Origin of the sequence: Arthrobacter sp. SO3, from assembly GCF_020532825.1 — a bacterium.
Lineage (GTDB): Bacteria > Actinomycetota > Actinomycetes > Actinomycetales > Micrococcaceae > Arthrobacter.
On record NZ_MQTS01000159.1, the window covers coordinates 1 to 17,746 of the forward strand.

The 17,746-nt window shown below is 64.1% G+C and carries 17 protein-coding genes and 2 pseudogenes; 12 read left to right on the top strand and 7 right to left on the bottom strand.

The genetic code is table 11. The annotated features are described in order from the left end of the window. Positions 1–1,374: 1,374 nt before the first annotated feature. From BJQ90_RS14715 to BJQ90_RS14725, 3 genes are all read right to left on the bottom strand, one after another. Complete coding sequence (locus BJQ90_RS14715) at positions 1,375–1,806, bottom strand: putative immunity protein (protein ID WP_413463692.1); 432 nt, start codon at positions 1,804–1,806, stop codon at positions 1,375–1,377. A 149-nt stretch (positions 1,807–1,955) separates the two neighbouring features. After that, positions 1,956–3,143 (bottom strand): acyl-CoA dehydrogenase family protein, encoded by a 1,188-nt coding sequence (locus tag BJQ90_RS14720; protein ID WP_226760988.1) that lies wholly within the window; start codon positions 3,141–3,143, stop codon positions 1,956–1,958. 138 nt (positions 3,144–3,281) lie between these two features. Beyond that, positions 3,282–4,190 carry a LysR substrate-binding domain-containing protein gene (locus BJQ90_RS14725; protein ID WP_226760989.1) on the bottom strand — a complete coding sequence of 303 codons (909 nt, stop codon included), beginning with the start codon at positions 4,188–4,190 and terminating at the stop codon, positions 3,282–3,284. Between the two features lie 172 nt (positions 4,191–4,362). On the opposite strand from BJQ90_RS14725, the gene BJQ90_RS14730 reads away from it, so the two are divergent. From BJQ90_RS14730 to BJQ90_RS14760, 7 genes are all read left to right on the top strand, one after another. Then, positions 4,363–5,613, top strand: coding sequence for a CaiB/BaiF CoA transferase family protein (locus tag BJQ90_RS14730; RefSeq protein ID WP_226760990.1), 1,251 nt, complete (start codon positions 4,363–4,365; stop codon positions 5,611–5,613). Continuing rightward, positions 5,606–6,070 (top strand): acyl-CoA thioesterase, encoded by a 465-nt coding sequence (locus BJQ90_RS14735; RefSeq protein ID WP_226760991.1) that lies wholly within the window; start codon positions 5,606–5,608, stop codon positions 6,068–6,070. Before BJQ90_RS14730 ends, BJQ90_RS14735 begins: the two co-directional genes overlap by 8 nt. Then, on the top strand, positions 6,067–7,263 hold the full coding sequence (locus BJQ90_RS14740) for an acyl-CoA dehydrogenase family protein (protein WP_226760992.1): 1,197 nt from the start codon (positions 6,067–6,069) through the stop codon (positions 7,261–7,263). The genes BJQ90_RS14735 and BJQ90_RS14740 overlap by 4 nt, the downstream gene beginning before the upstream one ends. A 62-nt stretch (positions 7,264–7,325) precedes the next feature. Next, a complete protein-coding gene (gene fabG, locus BJQ90_RS14745) occupies positions 7,326–8,102 on the top strand; it encodes a 3-oxoacyl-ACP reductase FabG (protein ID WP_226760993.1) in 777 nt (258 codons plus the stop codon). After that, positions 8,102–9,295: a thiolase family protein gene (locus BJQ90_RS14750; RefSeq protein ID WP_226760994.1), complete on the top strand. Its 1,194-nt coding sequence runs from the start codon at positions 8,102–8,104 to the stop codon at positions 9,293–9,295. The genes fabG and BJQ90_RS14750 overlap by 1 nt, the downstream gene beginning before the upstream one ends. Beyond that, positions 9,296–9,748, top strand: a complete 453-nt coding sequence (locus BJQ90_RS14755; RefSeq protein ID WP_226760995.1) for a MaoC family dehydratase — start codon at positions 9,296–9,298, stop codon at positions 9,746–9,748. Between the two features lie 88 nt (positions 9,749–9,836). Beyond that, positions 9,837–11,213, top strand: a complete 1,377-nt coding sequence (locus tag BJQ90_RS14760; protein ID WP_226760996.1) for an MFS transporter — start codon at positions 9,837–9,839, stop codon at positions 11,211–11,213. Between the two features lie 95 nt (positions 11,214–11,308). On the opposite strand, the gene BJQ90_RS14765 is transcribed toward BJQ90_RS14760, so the two are convergent. Then, positions 11,309–11,830 (bottom strand): zinc-binding dehydrogenase, encoded by a 522-nt coding sequence (locus BJQ90_RS14765; RefSeq protein ID WP_226760997.1) that lies wholly within the window; start codon positions 11,828–11,830, stop codon positions 11,309–11,311. A 798-nt stretch (positions 11,831–12,628) separates the two neighbouring features. Further along, entirely contained in the window at positions 12,629–12,928 is a 300-nt protein-coding gene (locus tag BJQ90_RS14770) for a helix-turn-helix domain-containing protein (protein ID WP_226760998.1), read from the bottom strand. Between the two features lie 193 nt (positions 12,929–13,121). On the opposite strand from BJQ90_RS14770, the gene BJQ90_RS14775 reads away from it, so the two are divergent. Further along, a complete protein-coding gene (locus BJQ90_RS14775) occupies positions 13,122–13,802 on the top strand; it encodes a haloacid dehalogenase type II (RefSeq protein ID WP_226760999.1) in 681 nt (226 codons plus the stop codon). A gap of 168 nt (positions 13,803–13,970) precedes the next feature. On the opposite strand, the pseudogene BJQ90_RS14780 reads toward BJQ90_RS14775, so the two are convergent. Continuing rightward, positions 13,971–14,162, bottom strand: a pseudogene (locus BJQ90_RS14780) (hypothetical protein); the annotation flags it as partial. Between the two features lie 237 nt (positions 14,163–14,399). Here BJQ90_RS14780 and BJQ90_RS14785 point away from each other — a divergent pair. From BJQ90_RS14785 to BJQ90_RS14795, 3 genes are all read left to right on the top strand, one after another. Beyond that, positions 14,400–15,170, top strand: coding sequence for a hypothetical protein (locus BJQ90_RS14785; protein WP_226761000.1), 771 nt, complete (start codon positions 14,400–14,402; stop codon positions 15,168–15,170). Between the two features lie 69 nt (positions 15,171–15,239). Further along, entirely contained in the window at positions 15,240–15,893 is a 654-nt protein-coding gene (locus BJQ90_RS14790; protein ID WP_226761001.1) for a class F sortase, read from the top strand. Positions 15,894–15,947: 54 nt separating this feature from the next. Next, a complete protein-coding gene (locus BJQ90_RS14795; protein WP_226761002.1) occupies positions 15,948–16,577 on the top strand; it encodes a hypothetical protein in 630 nt (209 codons plus the stop codon). 127 nt (positions 16,578–16,704) lie between these two features. Here the strand turns inward: BJQ90_RS14795 and BJQ90_RS14800 are convergent. Continuing rightward, positions 16,705–16,905: pseudogene (locus tag BJQ90_RS14800) on the bottom strand (integrase core domain-containing protein); the annotation flags it as partial. Positions 16,906–16,989: 84 nt separating this feature from the next. Between BJQ90_RS14800 and BJQ90_RS14805 the strand changes: the two are divergent. Next, entirely contained in the window at positions 16,990–17,697 is a 708-nt protein-coding gene (locus BJQ90_RS14805; RefSeq protein WP_226761003.1) for a transposase, read from the top strand. Positions 17,698–17,746 lie beyond the last annotated feature (49 nt).

The window sequence follows — 17,746 nt, forward strand, 5'->3', positions numbered from 1 at the left end:
TGCACCCACGCGGGGCCGGATCCCCGGAATGGCGGGGGCCCGCGGGGGAACGGGAGAAATTTGCGGTGAACCGCGGGATTTCGAGTTCTGGCTGTGGCAGATGCCGGAGGGCGTCAGTGGCTCCCAGCCACACCACCACTGGCGCTCTCCCGCACGATCGGTGGTGCTGAACCGCACGATTGGGTGGTGCTCAAAGCCTCAAATACTCATGCAGCATCCTGATCTGATCCCACCCAGCGGAGATTGGTCAAGGAGCGGGGCGCAGCTCTTGTGTCAATGGCCAATAGTTTGTGCCCATGGACGGCCAGCAAAAGTGCCCGGGTGTTCGGCGGCGTTGGCCATGTTGGGATGTGGGGTTAGCTCATTGGCGTGACTCCTTTTCCGGCCAGTGCCTGGCTGAGGCGGATCGATTCTCCTGAGGTTTTTCAGGAGTGCGCGTGGTGCAGCAGCCGGTCGACGCACAGGCACTCGGCAAAGATCCGGTCTGGGTCGTCGCCGTGCTGCTCATCCAGCATGCGTTGACGCCGGCGGAGGCAGGGATCGTCGGGTTTTGATTAAGGGCAACGTGGCCAGCTCACACCGTCAAAACAGCGAGGACAGCGATGCCGGATACCCAGAAGCCGGATGCGGCGGTGACGGGAAAAATGATGGCTGCGGCGGCGGGTTAACCTTTGGGAAGGCGATGGCAGCGCGTCGCACCAACTCCAACAACTCGCCCCCGACGCCGGCCCCGCCTGCCGACTGGCCAGGCTCAGCAAGCTCATGATCAGCTCCGGATCAGTGGCAACGTCATGCCGTTCCCCCTCGCAGTCCTGCATGAACTGTTATCAGAGCGGAAAATCCGGACCAGTCGAAACCCCAAGGTCGATATACAGAGTCATCAGCAAGTCATGTTGTTCGCGGCTTTGCCCACCATGAAGTACTGAACGTGAAAACCCGACGGAAGGACGAACGAGGACGAGCACCCAGGAGAGACTCCCTGGGGCGGTACCCTGTCCGCCGTAGTCCGCCACTCCCCCACACAACCAAATAGGTCTATCCGGGACCCCACACACCCGGAACATCAGGTCAGAGGCGAGAGTGTGCACAATGTGCACACGAAAAAACACTAAAAAGCCCCTGAACAGGGAAAACACGTGCCCGAGGTGGGACTCGAACCGGACTCCGGGCCTTGCGAATTCGCCTCTCCCCCGCAAACATCGCCAATCCGGCCCAGCCCAACCGATATACGACCCGATCCGAAGCCCAGGGTGTGCACATTATGCACACCCTCACGCTGGAAATCGACGAACATCATGGCGGCGGGTTCCTCCTTTCCGAAGAATTCATGGGGAAGCGAACAGCAACCTGCATGACCAACCGGCAGGCCAGCCCTCAACGATGAGAACGCACCACCAACGGCGAAGCGACGCCCGACACCCCCAAGCGACCCCGCTCACCTTGCCATTTGCGTTCCGCTTTGCGATCGGCGTCCCCTGTCCCGCTAAGTTTGATGGCTTCTGCAGCGTATGGGACCTCGTGCCGTGAACGCTCAAACATGTCGGCGACTGCTGCAGCCTGATGGGCAGCACGCACGGCCTCCACAGCATCCGGCACGCCCGCTTCGATCGCATCGGGAGCCGCCGCATGGGCTTCAATGGCAGCCGTACGACAATCGTTCATTGGAGTCTCGTCACGTTCCCAGGCCCGCAGAGATTCGATGGTGGCGCGGGGCCGATCGACATTCGGCCGCCGATCTTCGAGCACGGGCAGTGCGCGTTCTGCGCACCGCGCCGTTGACCTAGACGTCGCTTTTATTGCTCGCAATGACGGGATCCTGCACCTTGTCCGGGCCATGGACAACACCGATCATTTCGTGGACCTTGTGGAATCCATCCACACCTGGAACACCTTGAGGGACGGAAACCGTCCGAGGAGGCGGAGCCCAAGGAAGACGTAAGCCGTTGCGGCGGCCGTCACCCTTGGCGGAACGCGGAGATGCCCGTGATGCGCTGGCCAAGGATGAGGGTATGGACCTCGTCAGTGCCTTCGTAGGTGCGCACGGATTCGAGGTTGTTGGCGTGGCGCAGCGGTGAGTAGTCCAGGGTGATGCCGTTGCCGCCCAGGATGGTGCGGGCTTCGCGGCAAATGTCGATGGCCTCGCGGACGTTGTTGAGCTTCCCCACGGAAATCTGCACCGGCTCCAGCGCCCCCGCGTCCTTCAGGCGTCCGGTGTGCAAGGCCAGGAGCGTGCCCTTCTGAATTTCCAGCAACATGTTCACCAACTTCTCCTGGGTGATCTGATAGCCGGCGAGGGGCTTGCCGAACTGCAACCGCTCCTTGGAATACTCGAGGGCGGCTTCGTAGGAATCCCGGGCCGCGCCCATGGCGCCCCAGATAATCCCATAGCGGGCTTCATTGAGGCAGGCAAAGGGGCCACTGAGTCCGCGCGCGCCAGGGAGCAGTACCGTGGCCGGCAACCGGACATCGTCCAGGGTGATGTCGCATTGAATCGAGGCCCTCATGGATAGCTTTGAGCCAATGGGGGCCGCGGTGAAACCGGGCGTGTCAGTGGGCACAATGAACCCGCGGACGCCCTCACTGGTGTTGGCCCAGATGACCGCGATCTGGGCCACGGAGGCAAGCCCGATCCAGCGTTTCGCGCCATTGACGATCCAGCCGCCGTTGCCGTCAGGTTCCGCGAAGGTCGCCATGCTGGACGGATCGGAGCCAGCGGTAGGTTCGGTCAATCCAAAGCAGCCGATCTTTTCACCCCGGGCCATCGCTGGCAGGTGCTCATTCTTCTGCTCCTCGGACCCCCACTTGTGGATGGCGCTCATGGCCAGGGAGCCCTGAACGCTGACGAATGTCCGGAGCCCGGAATCGCCAGCCTCCAGTTCCATGGCGGCGAGACCGTATTCGACGGCGCTGCGGCCCGGGCAGCCGTAGCCCTTCAAATGCATCCCGAGGACTCCCAGCTCTCCGAGTTCGGGTACGAGCTCCAGCGGGAAGTGGGCGTCCTCGTACCAAGAGCCGATGTTAGGGCGAATGCGTTCGTTTACGAAGTCCCGGACAGCGCTGCGCAATTCCAGCTCATCCGGGCTCAGCAGGCTGTCCAGGTTGAGCACGTCGTCGAGGACCAGGGCGGGTGCGGTTACGGTCATGTTTCATTCTCCTGGCATGTCGTGCGGCTGGTTGGCGGCGGGGGCTAGCTGTCTCCGCCGACGATCTCCGACCACTGTGCCAGCCTGATGGCGCCAGATCCAATACCCAATCCGGCACTCGCTGATGCCTTGGGCGTATCAATGAACGCCCCCGGCGGGTGACGGCAGGACTTCTTCCGAGAGCCGAAGGACCTCGCGCAGTGCTGGGCTGAAGTTGTCTTTCCGCCAGACCAGCCGCAATTGGATGACGTCGGCCGGGTCGTCCAGCGGGAGAAAGACGACCCCCGGGTGGCTGAAATTCTCCGGCACGGAGGACACCGTCAAGGCAACGCCGATTTCGGCGGCCACAAGTGCCATGAGTGTCTGCGAATCCGGCGCCACCTGTACGATCTCCGCAGCGTAGCCGGCGGCGCTGGACAGCCTCCGGAGGTGGTCATGGAGGATTGCTCCCGGATTCTCGGGCAAGGTGACGAATGGCTGCTTTGCGAGATCGGCCATTCGCAGCGAATGGCGACCGCTCAGGGGATGATCTTCGTATAAGGCCACCACGAGCCGCTCGTTGGCCACGATCCGGGAATCCAGGACGGCGGGAATGAAGTTCCAGCGACCCAGGCCGACTTCCATGGCGCCGCTTATGACCTTGTCCATGGCCGGCAGGGCAAAGTTGGAGCTGGACAGCTCGAAATCGATCCCGGGGTGCGTCTCCCGGACCCGTTTGGCGAGCTTGCCCACCATCACATGCGAGGAGACACCGGCGAAAGCGACCCGCACGCGCCCGGTTTCACCGCGACCCACCGAGGCTACCGCGAGGCTTGAGCGGCGGCAGGCCTCCAGGATCTCACGTGCCGGCGCCAGCAGCGCCTGCCCTTCTGCTGTCAACTGCACCGTCCGGGTGCTCCGCACAAAGAGGGGTGCCTTGAGTTCGTGTTCCAAGCGCTGGATGGACCGGCTCAGCGGCGGTTGGGCCATGTGGAGCCGGAGCGCGGCCCTGCCGAAGTGCAGCTCCTCAGCCACCGCCAGGAAGGCCCGGATCTGCTGTATTTCCAAGTCTGGTCAGCTCCCACTCAGGTAAACGTCATTGTTCATAGGCCCAAGATACTCGACAGGACGGGGCAGCCATTGATGCCGGAGGGGTATCAATCCGTCACCAAGTGCGTATTGGACGCGAATCAATCCGACTGCGAGGGTGGTGATGCAGACCACACATCGGAGGAATTACATGACACACCCGAGCAACGAACGGGCTGCCGGCGGACGCAACCGTCCCGCCGAAGGCCGAGACCGGCGGGGCATTGAAGTCCTGGGGCGGACAAGCACCGGGCCCCTTGCCGGTGTCGTCATCGCGGATTTCAGCCGGGTGCTGGCTGGCCCATACGCCACCATGCTCTTGGCTGATATGGGCGCCACCGTGATCAAGGTCGAGGGCCCCGACGGCGACGACACCCGCACGTACATGCCCCCGGTCCGGGACGGCGCGGCGACATTTTTCCTCGCCGTGAACCGCAACAAGCATTCCATCGCCCTTGATCTGAAAGACCCGGAGGACCTGGATGTGGCGCGTTCCCTGGTCCGCTCCGCGGACGTCATGATCGAGAATTTCAAACCCGGCAACATGGCGCGGCTAGGCCTGGACTATGCCGCCGCCGCGGAGCTGAAGCCGGACATCATCTACGCCTCAATCACCGGGTTCGGCACCGGCGCCGGCGCGCATATCCCGGGTTATGACCTGCTCGTACAGGCCGCCTCGGGAATGATGAGCCTGACCGGAGACCATGACACGCAGCCGTACCGGGCCGGCATCGCCCTGTTTGACGTTATTACCGGCTTACACGCGGCCATCGGCATTTTGGGGGCACTGCACCACAAGGACCAGACCGGCGAGGGCCAGCTGGTGGAGCTGAACCTCCTGACCTCGGCTTTGTCCGGAATGGTGAACCAGTCCGCGGCCTACGTGATCGGCGGTGTAGTGCCGACCCGTATGGGTAACGAGCACCCAAGCATGTATCCGTATGCGCCGATGCAGACCAGCGACGGCATGATCATCATCGCCACGGGCAATGATGCCCAGTTCGTCCGGCTGTGCGGGGCACTGGCGATCCCTGAGGTGGCCCGGGACCCTAAGTTCGCCAAGACACTGAAGCGCAACGCCCACCGGGACGAGCTACGCGACATCCTCCACGCCCGGCTCGCCACACAGTCCGCGGCGCAGTGGTTCCGTGAGCTCTCCGCGGCAGGGCTGCCGTGTGCGCCGATCCAGGACGTACGTGGCGGGGTTGATTTCGCCGAACAGCTGGGTCTGCAACCGGTGGTGCTGGCTGGCGCCGGGACCCGAAAGATTCCAACCGTGCGACATCCCGTCGAGTACTCTCGCACCCCGGTGGACTACGCGCTCGCGCCACCGGAACTCAACGAAAGCGCTGAGCTGGTTCGAACTTGGCTGTCGCGCCAGACAGCGCTGGCTCATGCCTGAGGCGTACCGGACCCGCGTCTCCCCGCGGTGGTCGGACCAAGACCTTAACGGACACGTCAATCACGCCGCCGTCGTGACGCTCCTGGAGGAGTCGAGGATCAAGTGGCGGGCAACGATGCCGGGAATCCGCCCGGCCGAAGCGACCCCCACGGTGGTGGCTGCCCTCGAATTGAACTATCGGCGGCCGATCCACCACGGCCAAGACCTTGACGTTGAACTCACGGTCAGCACAATCGGCACCAGCTCCTTCAGCCTCGAATTCACCGGCGCCCAGAACGGCGCAGTCGCCGTGCACGGCCGGACTGTGCTTGTTTCAGTTTGGCCGGAGACCGGCAAGGCCCGGCCCTTGGCGGAACGAGAGCGGCGCTGGCTCGCCCAATACCAGCCCCCGCAGACAGGCACGGAACCCCGTGAAACGCGGATCCCCGATCACACACCCCTGGAGCTGACCCAATGACACCGCAAATGCCCGAACAAGGCACCGACTTCTACCTTATGGACGACTTCCTCACCGCTGAGGACCGGGCCCTCCGGCTGAAGGTCCGCAGCTTCGTCGACAAAGACCTGCTGCCCGTCATCAACGGCTACTGGGAACGGGCCGAGTTCCCCTTCGAGCTGATCCCCAAACTCGCCGCCCTCGGCATCGTGGGAACCACTATCACAGGGTACGGCTGCCCCGGGCTGAGCAGGCTTGCCGCCGGGATCGTCGCTGCAGAAGTCTCCCGCGGCGACGGTTCCGTCAACACTTTCCTCGGGGTCCAGTCTGGCCTGGCGATGGGAACCATCAACATGCTTGGCGGCGAGGAACAAAAGCAGCGCTGGCTCCCCGCGATGGCGACGCTGGACAAGATCGGTGCCTTCGCCCTCACCGAACCTGAACACGGGTCCGATTCCGTGGCCCTGGAGACCAGCGCGCGGCGGGACGGCGACAGCTACATCATTAACGGGCGCAAGCGCTGGATTGGCAACGCCAGCATGGCCGACGTCGTCATCCTCTTCGCACGCGACGAAGCGGACGCCAAGGTCAAGGCCTTCGTAATGGAGCGCAACGACGACGGCAGCTACCCTGACGGGTACTCCACCGAGGTCATCACCGGCAAGATCGGCAAGCGGGCGATCCTCCAGCCGGACATCACCCTCGACAACCTCAGGGTGCCAGCGCAGAACCGGCTCACCGGCTGCCACTCGTTCAAGGACGTCACCCGCGTCCTGACGTCCACCCGCAGCGGAGCGGCCTGGGAATCCCTCGGCCACGCCATGGCAGCCTACGAGATCGCGGTGGACTACGCGAAGACCCGGCAGCAGTTCGGCAAACCGATCGGCAGTTTCCAGCTCGTGCAGAACAAGCTAGCCAACATGCTCGCCGAGCTGACGGCCATGCAGCTGATCTGCTTCCGGCTGGCGGTCCTGGCCGAGGACGGCCGGATGACCGGGCCCATGGCCTCGCTGGCCAAGATGCACACGGCCCAGAAGGCCCGGTGGATCTGTTCCGAGGCGCGGGACATGCTCGGTGGCAACGGCGTGCTGCTGGAGAATCACGTCGCCCGGCACATGACCGACATGGAGGTCGTCTCGACCTACGAGGGCACCGACTCCATCCAGTCCCTACTGGTCGGCCGCGAGATCACCGGCCTCTCCGCCTTCAGCTAGATCCCGGCCCCGGCAAGCGCCACACAGGCTCCGTCAAATCCCACGCAAGCAAAGGAAACACCATGAGCAATTTCACCAACCGGGTAGCAGCCGTCACCGGCGGTGCACAGGGAATCGGCGCCGCCACCGCACTGAAGCTGGCCACCGGAGGCGCCACTGTCGTCATCCTGGACCTCAACGAAGACGGCGCTAAGGAAACCGCGCAGCGGATCTCGGATCACCCGCACGTGCTCGCCGCCGGCGGTAAAGCCGTCGCTGCCGCCTGCGACGTCACGGATGAGGCGGCCGTGGACCTCGTCTTCGACGAAATTCACCGGGAGTTCGGTCGGCTGGACATCCTCGTCAACAACGCGGGCATCACCCGCGACAACCTGTTCTTCAAGATGGACCGGTCGGACTGGGACTCGGTCCTGACCACAAACCTCACGAGTGCCTACCTCTGCTCCCGTGCTGCCCAGCGGTACATGGTCCCGGCGAAGTACGGAAAAATCGTCTCACTAAGCAGCCGCAGCGCGCTGGGCAACCGCGGCCAAGCCAACTATGCCGCCGCGAAGGCCGGCATCCAGGGCCTGACGGCGACGCTCGCCATCGAACTCGGCCAGTTCAACATCACTGTCAACGCCGTGGCCCCCGGCTATATCGCCACCTCGATGACCGCGGCAACGGCCGAACGCGTGGGCAGCAGCCCGGCCGAACACCAGGAGGCGGTGGCGGCCCGCACCCCGCTGGGCAGGGTGGGCCAGCCGGAGGAAGTGGCCGCCGCAGTGGCCTTCTTTGCCAGCGACGATTCCTCCTACGTCTCAGGCCAGACGCTTTACATCAACGGAGGGGCCCGCTGATGCCCGAGGCATTCCTGGTCGGCGGCGTCCGCACCCCGGTGGGCCGTCACGGGGGCACACTCGCCACGGTTCGACCCGACGACCTGGCCGCGCTGGTGCTGCAGGCCGCCGTCGCCAGGGCCGGCATCGATCCGGCCAGCCTTGACGAGGTCATCCTGGGCTGCGTGAACCAGGCCGGGGAGGACAACCGGAACATTGCCAGGATGGCAGTGCTGCTGGCCGGGCTGCCCGACGCAGTCCCCGCTGTCACGGTCAACCGGCTGTGCGCCTCGGGTCTCACAGCCATCAGCATGGCGGCGCAGTCGGTGCGCAACGGCGACGCCGACCTTGTGGTTGCCGGCGGTGTCGAGTCCATGACTCGGGCGCCCTGGGTCCTAGCCAAGCCGGAGACGCCCTTCGCCAAACCAGGGGAACTGGCGGACACCTCGATCGGTGCGCGGTTCGTAAACCCGCGGATGAACACCAACGCCCGGTTCTCGATGCCCGAAACCGCTGAAGAAGTGGCCAGCCGCGAAGGGATCTCCCGCGCCGACGCGGACAACTTCGCGCTGCGCTCGCACGAACTCGCCGTGGCAGCGATCGCCGCGGGCCGCTTCCGCGACGAAATCGTCCCCGTTCCGGTCACCGGCCGGCGCGGGGAAGTATCGCTCGTGGACACCGACGAGGGGCCCCGCCGCGGGTCAACCGCCGAGGCCTTGGCCAGCCTCCGGCCGATCGTGAAGCCGGGCGGGCTCGTCACCGCGGGCAACTCCAGTTCCCTCAACGACGGCGCCTCCGCAGTGGTGGTCGCCAGCGGCGAGGCCGTGGCACGCTATGGCCTGACGCCGCGGGCGCGCATCGTCACAAGCCAGGCCGCTGGCGTCGCCCCGGAAGTGATGGGAATCGGCCCGGTCCCGGCCACCCGGAAGGCGCTCGCCAAGGCAGGCTGGAGCCTGGACGACGTCGGCGCCGTCGAACTTAACGAGGCCTTCGCCGCGCAGTCACTGGCCTGCATGCGGCTGCTCGGGATGGATGCCGGCACCGTCAACAGCGACGGCGGCGCAATTGCCCTCGGACATCCGCTGGGCTCCTCCGGATCACGGATCGTCGTCACACTGTTGGGCCGGATGGAACGCGAAAACGCCACCCGCGGCCTGGCCACAATGTGCGTCGGCCTGGGCCAGGGCGTCGCCATGCTGCTGGAAAGGGTTTAAATGAGGCTGTTCGAAGACGCCGCCGAGCTGGCAAGCATGATAGGGCAGGAAATCGGGGTGAGCGGCTGGCACACCCTGGACCAAACTCAGATCCAAGCCTTTGCCGATGCCACCCTGGACCAGCAGTGGATCCACACCGATCCTTGGCGGGCCGCCGCCGGGCCGTTCGGCGCCACAGTGGCCCACGGCTATCTCAGCCTGTCAATGCTGCCGTACCTGGCCGGCCAGGTCTACCGGGTCCACGGGGCGGCGATGATCATCAACTACGGCCTGAATAGGGTCAGGTTCCCGGCGCCCGCCAGAGTTAACTCGCGAATAAGGGACAGGCTGACACTGGCCTCGGTGACCGACACGGCCAACGGCCGGCAGTTGCAGTTCCACCACCTGATCGAGCTGGAAGGCTCCGAAAAACCAGCCTGCATCGCGGAGACTGTCTCACTGCTCCGGAGCTAAACGGGATCCCCCACGACCTTGCACAATCATCCGAACAACGACGTTACGGCCGAGCCTGCCTGCAGGCTCGTCACGAGGGAGAAACTCCGTGGTCACTGAAAACCGAAACCTGAAATACGCCGAGGCGGCCCCACAGCGCACGGCGCTCCATCCGGAGGTGTCGCCGGCCGAACTGCGCCGCACCTCAATCTCGTCCTGGCTGGGCTCTGCCCTGGAGTACATGGACTTCACGCTCTACACACTGGCAGCGGCGCTGGTCTTCGGACCGCTCTTCTTCCCCAACACAGACCCGGCAATGGCACTGCTGGCCAGCTTCGCAGCTTACGGCTCGGGGTTCCTCGTCCGGCCCCTAGGCGGAATCTACTTCGGCTATCTTGGGGACAAATACGGCCGGAAATCCGTCCTGGTCATCACTGTCGGGATGATGGGGATCGCCACCCTGGGGATGGGCCTGTTGCCCACCTTCGCCCAGATCGGCGTAGGGGCCCCCATCCTCCTCGTGTTGTTGCGGCTCATCCAGGGCTTCGGTGCGGGAGCCGAATTGTCCGGCGCCTCGCTGCTGCTGGTGGAATCCGCCCCCGTGGGCCGGCGCGGTTTTTACGGCGCAGTGGTGGCACTGGGGACCTCTACGGGGGTACTTCTGGCCAGCGGACTGTGGCTGCTGCTCTCGCAATTGCCGAAGGAGGACTTCCTCGCCTGGGGTTGGCGTATTCCCTTCCTACTGAGCGTGGTCACCACCCTGGTGGCACTTTATCTGCGGCGCAGCATCAGCGAATCGCCTGTCTTCGAGGCGGTCAAGGCGCGGCGCGCGGAAGCCCGCGCCGAGGCCAGGCAGCAGAGTGTCTGGCGTGACGCGGCCGACGCCAAAAAATCGTTCCTCGTCTCCCTAGGTATCAAACTCGGTGAGAACGGCTCGGTCTACCTCGTCAAGGGCTTCCTCATCGGCTGGACCGTGTCCGTGGTGAAAATAGACGCAAACTTGGTCACGACCGGCGTGACGCTCGGCTCGATCCTGGGCATCGCCACAGTTCTGCTGACCGGCAAGCTCACCGACCGGTTCGGCCGGCGCAAGGTCTGGCTGTGGCTCTCCGGCTTTCAGTTCGTCTTCATCGTTCCTGCGATGCTGATGATTGAAACCCGGAACCCCCTGCTGGTAGCCCTCGTCTTCGTCATCTTCCTCGGCGGTCCGCTCCCCAACATGTACGGTGTGGAATCAACCTGGTTGGTGGAGATGTTCGGATCCAAGCGCCGCTTCTCCTTCATGACCACGGTCAAGGAAGTCGGCTCCGCGCTTTCCGGCGGTCTGGGACCCATCCTGGCCGCCGCCATCGTCGTGGCGACAGGTCCCGGCTGGGTTCCGGTGGCCGGCATCCTCATGAGCTATGCCGCGATCGGATGGGCGGCCGGGTTGTTCGCTCCTGAAACCCGGGGCCGGGACCTCAATTCGGAGGCAGACGCGTTCTAAACCGGGCTGCCGGTCCGCAGTCCGGACCGGCAGCCGGCTCAGTCCCGAGGCTGCACGGCGTGATGATCCCCGCGAGGTTCCCGAAGCGTTATCGGTTAGCCCGCTGACCCGTCGATCAGCACCTTGCCGACGATGCTCTCTTCCACCGCCGTGTGGGCCGCGGCCGTGTCAGACAGGTCAAAGCGATGCAGCGGCAGGCCTGCGGCCTCTCCCACCGGAAGGGCGGCGTCGGCGATGGCCGCATTGATGTCCTCGGCGGCGGCATGCACTGCCGCCATGCCAACGGTGTAGAGCAGCACGAACTGGTAGCGGACGTTGAGGCTGAAATGTCTGCGCACGTCCAGGCTCATCTGATCGCCGCCGTTGTTGGCGTAGACCGCGACGGAGCCGCGGTTGCGGATCACCGCCAGGTCGAGTTCCGCGTTCTGCGCGGGTGCCACCTCCACGATCTGGTCGACGCCGTTGGGAGCGATCCGGCGGATCTCTTCGGCCGCGTGGGTTTCCCGGTAATTGATAACGTGATCGGCGCCGGCGGCCACGACCAGCCAGCCAACTTTGACCGCGCCTCCCTGCGCTGTGGGCATGACCACCGTGCGTGACGGCCCGATTGCTGGCACGGAGTCCAGGCTGGTCCGCCCGAACACAGGCAAGGAACCCTTCGACAATAAGCCACCAGGTACACGGCATCACGCCGGAAATGACGGCCGACGCAGCCTCCCTGAAAGACTCAATGTTCAAACTGGATGCCCTGATCCATAGCGGTCCGGTGCTCGCCCATAGCAAATTCCCACAACTCTCCCTCGAAGCCGGCCCCGCCTATCGACTGGCCAGGCTCAGCGAGCTCATGATCGGCTCCGGGTCAGTTGCCATTTCATGCCGTTCCCCTTGCATCCCTGCATGAACAGGTATCAGAACGGAAAATCCGGACCGGCCGCAACCCGGGGTCGATAAAGAAATGTAATCAGCAAATCATGTTGTACGCGGCCCTAGCCGCCATGAAGTGGTGAACGCGAAACCCAAAGGAAGGATGAACAAGGATGAACTCACATAAGCGGCCCCACAGGGCGGCACCCGGTCCGTCGTAGAGAGCCGCTCCCCCACACAACCGAATAGGCATTCCGGGACACCACACACCCGGAACATCAGATCAGAGGCGAGAGTGTCCACACGAAGAAATACGAAAAAAGGCCCCTGACCTGCGGAAACACTGTGCCCGAGGTGGGACTCGAACCGGGTTCCAGCCCCTGAAAATGAGCCACTCCCCCGAAAACATCACCAATCCGGCCGAGTCCGGAACCAGTACGGCCCGATCCGACGCCCAGGGTGTGCACATTGTGCACACCCCTTTTTCCCACCTTTAGACCTCGCTGTGTGGGCAAGACGGCTGCGGTTGCGGATCGCTCCGAGTCGCTTCGTCAGGCGATCTGGATTCGTTCGTCGCCGAGCTCGACACGAAGCCGGCCGCCGAGCGCCTCGACGTATTTTCGCAAAGTATCGACCTGGGCACGATCAATGTCACCGTGCTCGATGCGGGACACCCTGTTCTGGCTGACATGCAGGCGCCCGGCCAGCTCGACCTGCGTCAGCTCTGACGCCTCACGGAGCCCCCAAAGCCGGTAGGCCCGGACCTCATCGACCATGCGCTTCTTGTGGGCATTCACAGCTGGCCGGTCAACCGAACGCTTGGCCAGTAGTTCCTCCATGGACTTCGCCACTATGCCCCTCCTTTCAGAATCCCCAGATGATCATCGAACAGGTCATCAGCAACAGGAATGTTCGTCTTGTACCACTTCCACAGAAGTCCCGTTTGGCACTTTCTTAAGCTCATGTAGAACCGGCGGGACTCCCCCACGCAAGGAAGGGGGGAGACTGGGGAGAAGAGTATGCATACTGAAACAAGGAGATTCCATGACCAGCGCCATGCCAGTAATCGTCTTTGACGTCAACGAAACTCTCTCCGACATGTCCCCCATGGGCGAACGCTTTAGCGACATCGGTGCGCCGGCTGAACTGGCAAAACTCTGGTTCGCTACCCTGTTGCGCGACGGCTTCGCCCTCACGGCCAGCGGGGACAATGGATCCTTCGCCGCCATCGGGGCCGAGGCACTCCGGGGACTTCTCACCGGGGTGAGGCTCAACCGGCCACTTGAGGTAGCCGTCGAGCATGTCATGGGCGGCATGACGGGCCTGAGCGCACATCAAGACGTTCCGGATGGAATTAGGGCGCTCGCCGCTGCCGGGTTCCGGCTCATCACACTCAGCAACGGCTCTGCCGGGATCGCCGGGAAGCTGCTCAGCGACGCCGGAATCCGTGACGAGTTTCAGTCGCTGCTCTCGGTCGACGACGCGGCCGGCTGGAAGCCCGCACGGGCAGCCTACGAATATGCCGCCGCCGCCTGCGGGGCCGACCCCGCTGACATGGTTCTGGTCGCCGTCCATCCGTGGGACATCCACGGCGCCGCCCGCGCGGGTCTGCGAACGGCATGGTTGAACAGGGCTGCGGGAACCTACCCCGACTACTTTCAGGCTCCTGAATTCACAGTCAGCGCGCTGACCGAGCTTCCCGCGGCCCTGGCAGCAGCACACTGACATCCCTGCCTCGATCTTCGAGCCGGCCACCGGGCTACTCCCCGAGGGGCCACGCGGACCAGATCTCGATCTTGCCGAACCGGGCCATGGCGTGGTTGGACCCTCCCTTGTCGCTTCATCAAGATCGGCACAAGCGATGACGTCATAGCCGGCGATCCATTTCTTGGTCTCGGCGAATGGCCCATCGGAGTCGACGACTTCGCCCACGCGTGCTGCGATGGTTGTAGCGTCTTCGACAGGACGCAGCCTGTCACCGTAACGTGCAACGCGATGCGCTTCCGGCTCGGCCCCACCTTCGACAATGTTGTCTTCGGCGGCCACATATTCCGCCGCTGTGGGATCGCAACAGATGAAAATCATGTACTCCAGCCCCTGCCGTTTATCGATGTTTCTTGTTAAATGTTCCGAAACTCGTACCGCAATTTCCCGTCACGAGGCTCGGATAAGCGCCTGGAACTCTTCCGCCGGGGCATGCCACAAGAAAGTGTGGGATAGGCCACGTTGTCACCCATCCGTTCCCCGTAGTGATCCGAAGTACCACTGGCCCCTCTCCGGGGTGCAAACATTGACACGCGCCTGTATGAGGAGATTTATTCAATGAAGAAGACCCTTCGCCTTTTGGCGGTCCCCACCCTGGCCCTCGCCGCCCTCGCGGTGTCCGGTTCTCCCGCGATGGCAGCGGACCACTCCTACCAGTCCACTTTGGCCCAGGTCAACGGCAGCACGGGCGTCGGCACCATCACGGTCGATGTCACGGGCAACCAGGCACACGCCGTACTGAAGGTTTCGGGTATGCCTGCAACCTTCATGGACGCCCCGTACCCGCACGTTCAGCACATCCACGGCGGAGCCAAGGGCACCTGCCCGGCACCTTCAGCGGATAAGGACGGCGACAAGGTCATCTCCACTACCGAAGGCGCCCCGTTCTACGGCGGAATCGTTACCACCTTGTCCACGAGCGGTGACACGAGCCCCGCAGCTGGTCTTGACCTGAAGGTTGGCGGCCAGGGCGCGTCTTACACCGTTGACCGTACGTTCGAACTCAATGCCGAGACCAAGGCGGCCCTGGAAGCCGGCACTGCTGTGGTGGTCGTCCACGGCCTGGACCCAGCCACCCTCAGCGCGGCAGGGCAGGCCGCCAAGAGCGACCTTGCACCGACCCTTCCGCTGGCCGCCACCTCCCCGGCACTGTGCGGGACCCTGAAGGCGGGCCAGATGACCATGCCGGTCGGCGGCGCTGACACCGGCGTCACCCAGGAAACCGGCACCGACACCGGCGCCCTCGCCGTCGGCGGCGGGCTCGCCCTGATCGCCCTCGCAGGCGGAGCCTACGTGGTCCGCCGTCGCACCGCCGGTTCAGCGGCCTAAGCACCGGCTGACCGGATCATTACTGTGAAAACCAAGAATCCCGGTCGTCACGGGGGGCCCCGTGTCGCCATGGCGGCCGGGGTTCTGCTCCTGCTGACCCTGGCCGGCTGCGGTGCAGGAAACAACGGAACGCCCGACGCCGGCTCCCCACCTTCAGCTTCCGCCTCACCCTCCGCGGCGGCCACCACCGCCGCACCCAGTTCCGCCGTAGCGCCAACTCCCCCATCGAGTCCGGCTGCCGCGCCAGCAGTGGCCGCTCCCGCGGTGCTGACCCGGTCCGAGCCGGTGACACTGGAAATCCCGGCCATCGGCTTGCAAACCGACCTCCTGAAACTTGGGCTCCGTGAGAACGGCTCCCTGGATGTACCTCCCACCGGCAGCGGCGCGCCCGCCGGCTGGTACAACGGCTCCCCGACCCCCGGGGAACGCGGGCCCTCCGTGATGCTCGGCCATGTCAACGCACTCGGCGGTGCTACCGGAGTTTTCGCTGACCTCCGCAAACTCACGCCGGGGACCGATATCAACGTCGCCCGGGCCGACGGCACCACGGCGGTGTTCACCGTCGACTACGGCGCGCAGTACAGCAAAAACAACTTCCCCACCCTCGAGGTCTACGGCAACACCCCGGGAGCTGAGCTCCGGCTCATCACGTGCGACGGTTACGACCCCGCCACCAGGCTCTTCGATGACAACTACGTCATCTACGCAAAACTCAAGGTTTAAACCACGGAAGTCCCGCTCCTACCGGAAGCGGCAAACGGCGCGAATGGACTGGACATGAAACACCGAAAGCACGCCCTGGCTGCCCTGGCCATCGGCTCGCTGCTGCTCTCCGGCTGCGCAGCGGCCGCCGGATCCGTTGGGCCGGGCACCTCCGCAGTCGTTCCCTCGCCATCCTCAGCTGCCGCCGAATCAGGGCACGCCGGCGGCCACAGCCACGGCTCCTCCTCCCAGGGCGCGGCCCAAGCCCAAGGTCCCAGTGATGCTGCCCTGATGGTGTGCGGAGACCAGCCGATGGACAGGCTCACCTCCATCCTCGATCTGGACTCGAAACCGCACACGGCCCATAACTGGGCCGACAGCACCTTCACCTGCACGTACCACCTCACCGAGGGTGCCTTGGAGATCTCCGTCAGGGAAGCGAAGGATCAGGCATCGGCACTCACGTACTTCGATGCCATGCAGGCCCTGGCGAAGGACGCCAAGCCCATCGAAGGCCTCGCCAACCTCGGGTTCCCGGCCTACGAAACCGCTGACGGGTCAGCCGTGTTCCAGAAGGACAGCTTCGTTCTCCAAGTGGATGCTTCCGGCCTGCCGGCGACGTTGGGACCGGAGAGCATCACCCGGAACGCCCTGGCCTACCAGCTCTCCACCACCATCCTGGCCTGCTGGGTCGAACACCACTGACACGCACCCGCCACAGATCACCACGGCAGCGCAGACGAAAGGTTTCACCATGAAGCCAACACCCGCACACTGAGCTGCCGCGGGGATTTCGGACAGCGGAATGAGCGGAATCTTCTACGCTGCCAAGGCTGGCAGTTGATAACTGCCTGTGGACTTCGTTGGGCCGCCCGTAACCAAGCGCGGAGTGACGGCGCCGGCTGTTGTAAAACCCCTCGATATAGCGAATGACATCGCTCCGGGCCTGTGATTTAGTCGCGTAAACAGTCCGGTACACGCGCTCGTTCTTCAGGGCCGAGAAGAACGATTCAGCCATGCCGTTGTCCCAGCATTATCCGGCGACGCTGACCTGACCCATGAGTGCACCAGGGCAATCAACCGTCTGCGGTCCCTGCCGCTGCAGATTTTCCCCGCCTTGAAGCGGGTCTTCCCGGGAACAGTACTGACCCGCGCCCTGGTCCTGGAGCTGTTGATCAAGTACTCCGGACCCACCGGCTTGCGCGCCGCAGGCCGGTCCAACGTGCTGCGCTGGACCAGGAACCACAGCCGCAAGGACCCGGTAAACCTGGTCGACGCGATCTTCGCGGCCCTGGGCGAGCAGACTGTCACCGTCATCGGCACCGAAGCCGTCGAACTGGTCATCCCCCGTGTCGCGGCGCAAATCAAAGAACTCAAACACCAACGCGCCATCGTGGCCGAAGAAGTCGAAAAGCTCCTCGATGACTTCCCTCTTTCCCAGGTCTTGATGTCCATGCCGGGAGTCCGCATCAAGACCGCAGCGACGATACTCCTGACCATCGGCGATGCCGGCAACTTCACCTCAGCCGAACACCTCGCGGCCTACGCAGGCATCGCCCCGGTAACACGACGCTCAGGCACCTCGATCCGCGGTGAATTCCCTGCCCGCTCCGGCAACAAGCAACTCAAGAACGCCCTATTCAGACCCGCCTGGATCGCCAGCTGCCACCACCCCGCCTCGAAGGCCTACTACCAAAAGAAACGGGACCAGCGAAAGAAGCACAACGCCGCTGTTATCTGCCTCGCACGGCGCCGCTGCGACGTCATCTACTCAATGCTCAGAAACGGCACCCTCTACGAGGAGAAATCCTCCCAAGCCGCTTGACGAAAAGCATAGAGGCACCCCCCCCCCCAAAAAAAACAGCGAGACAACG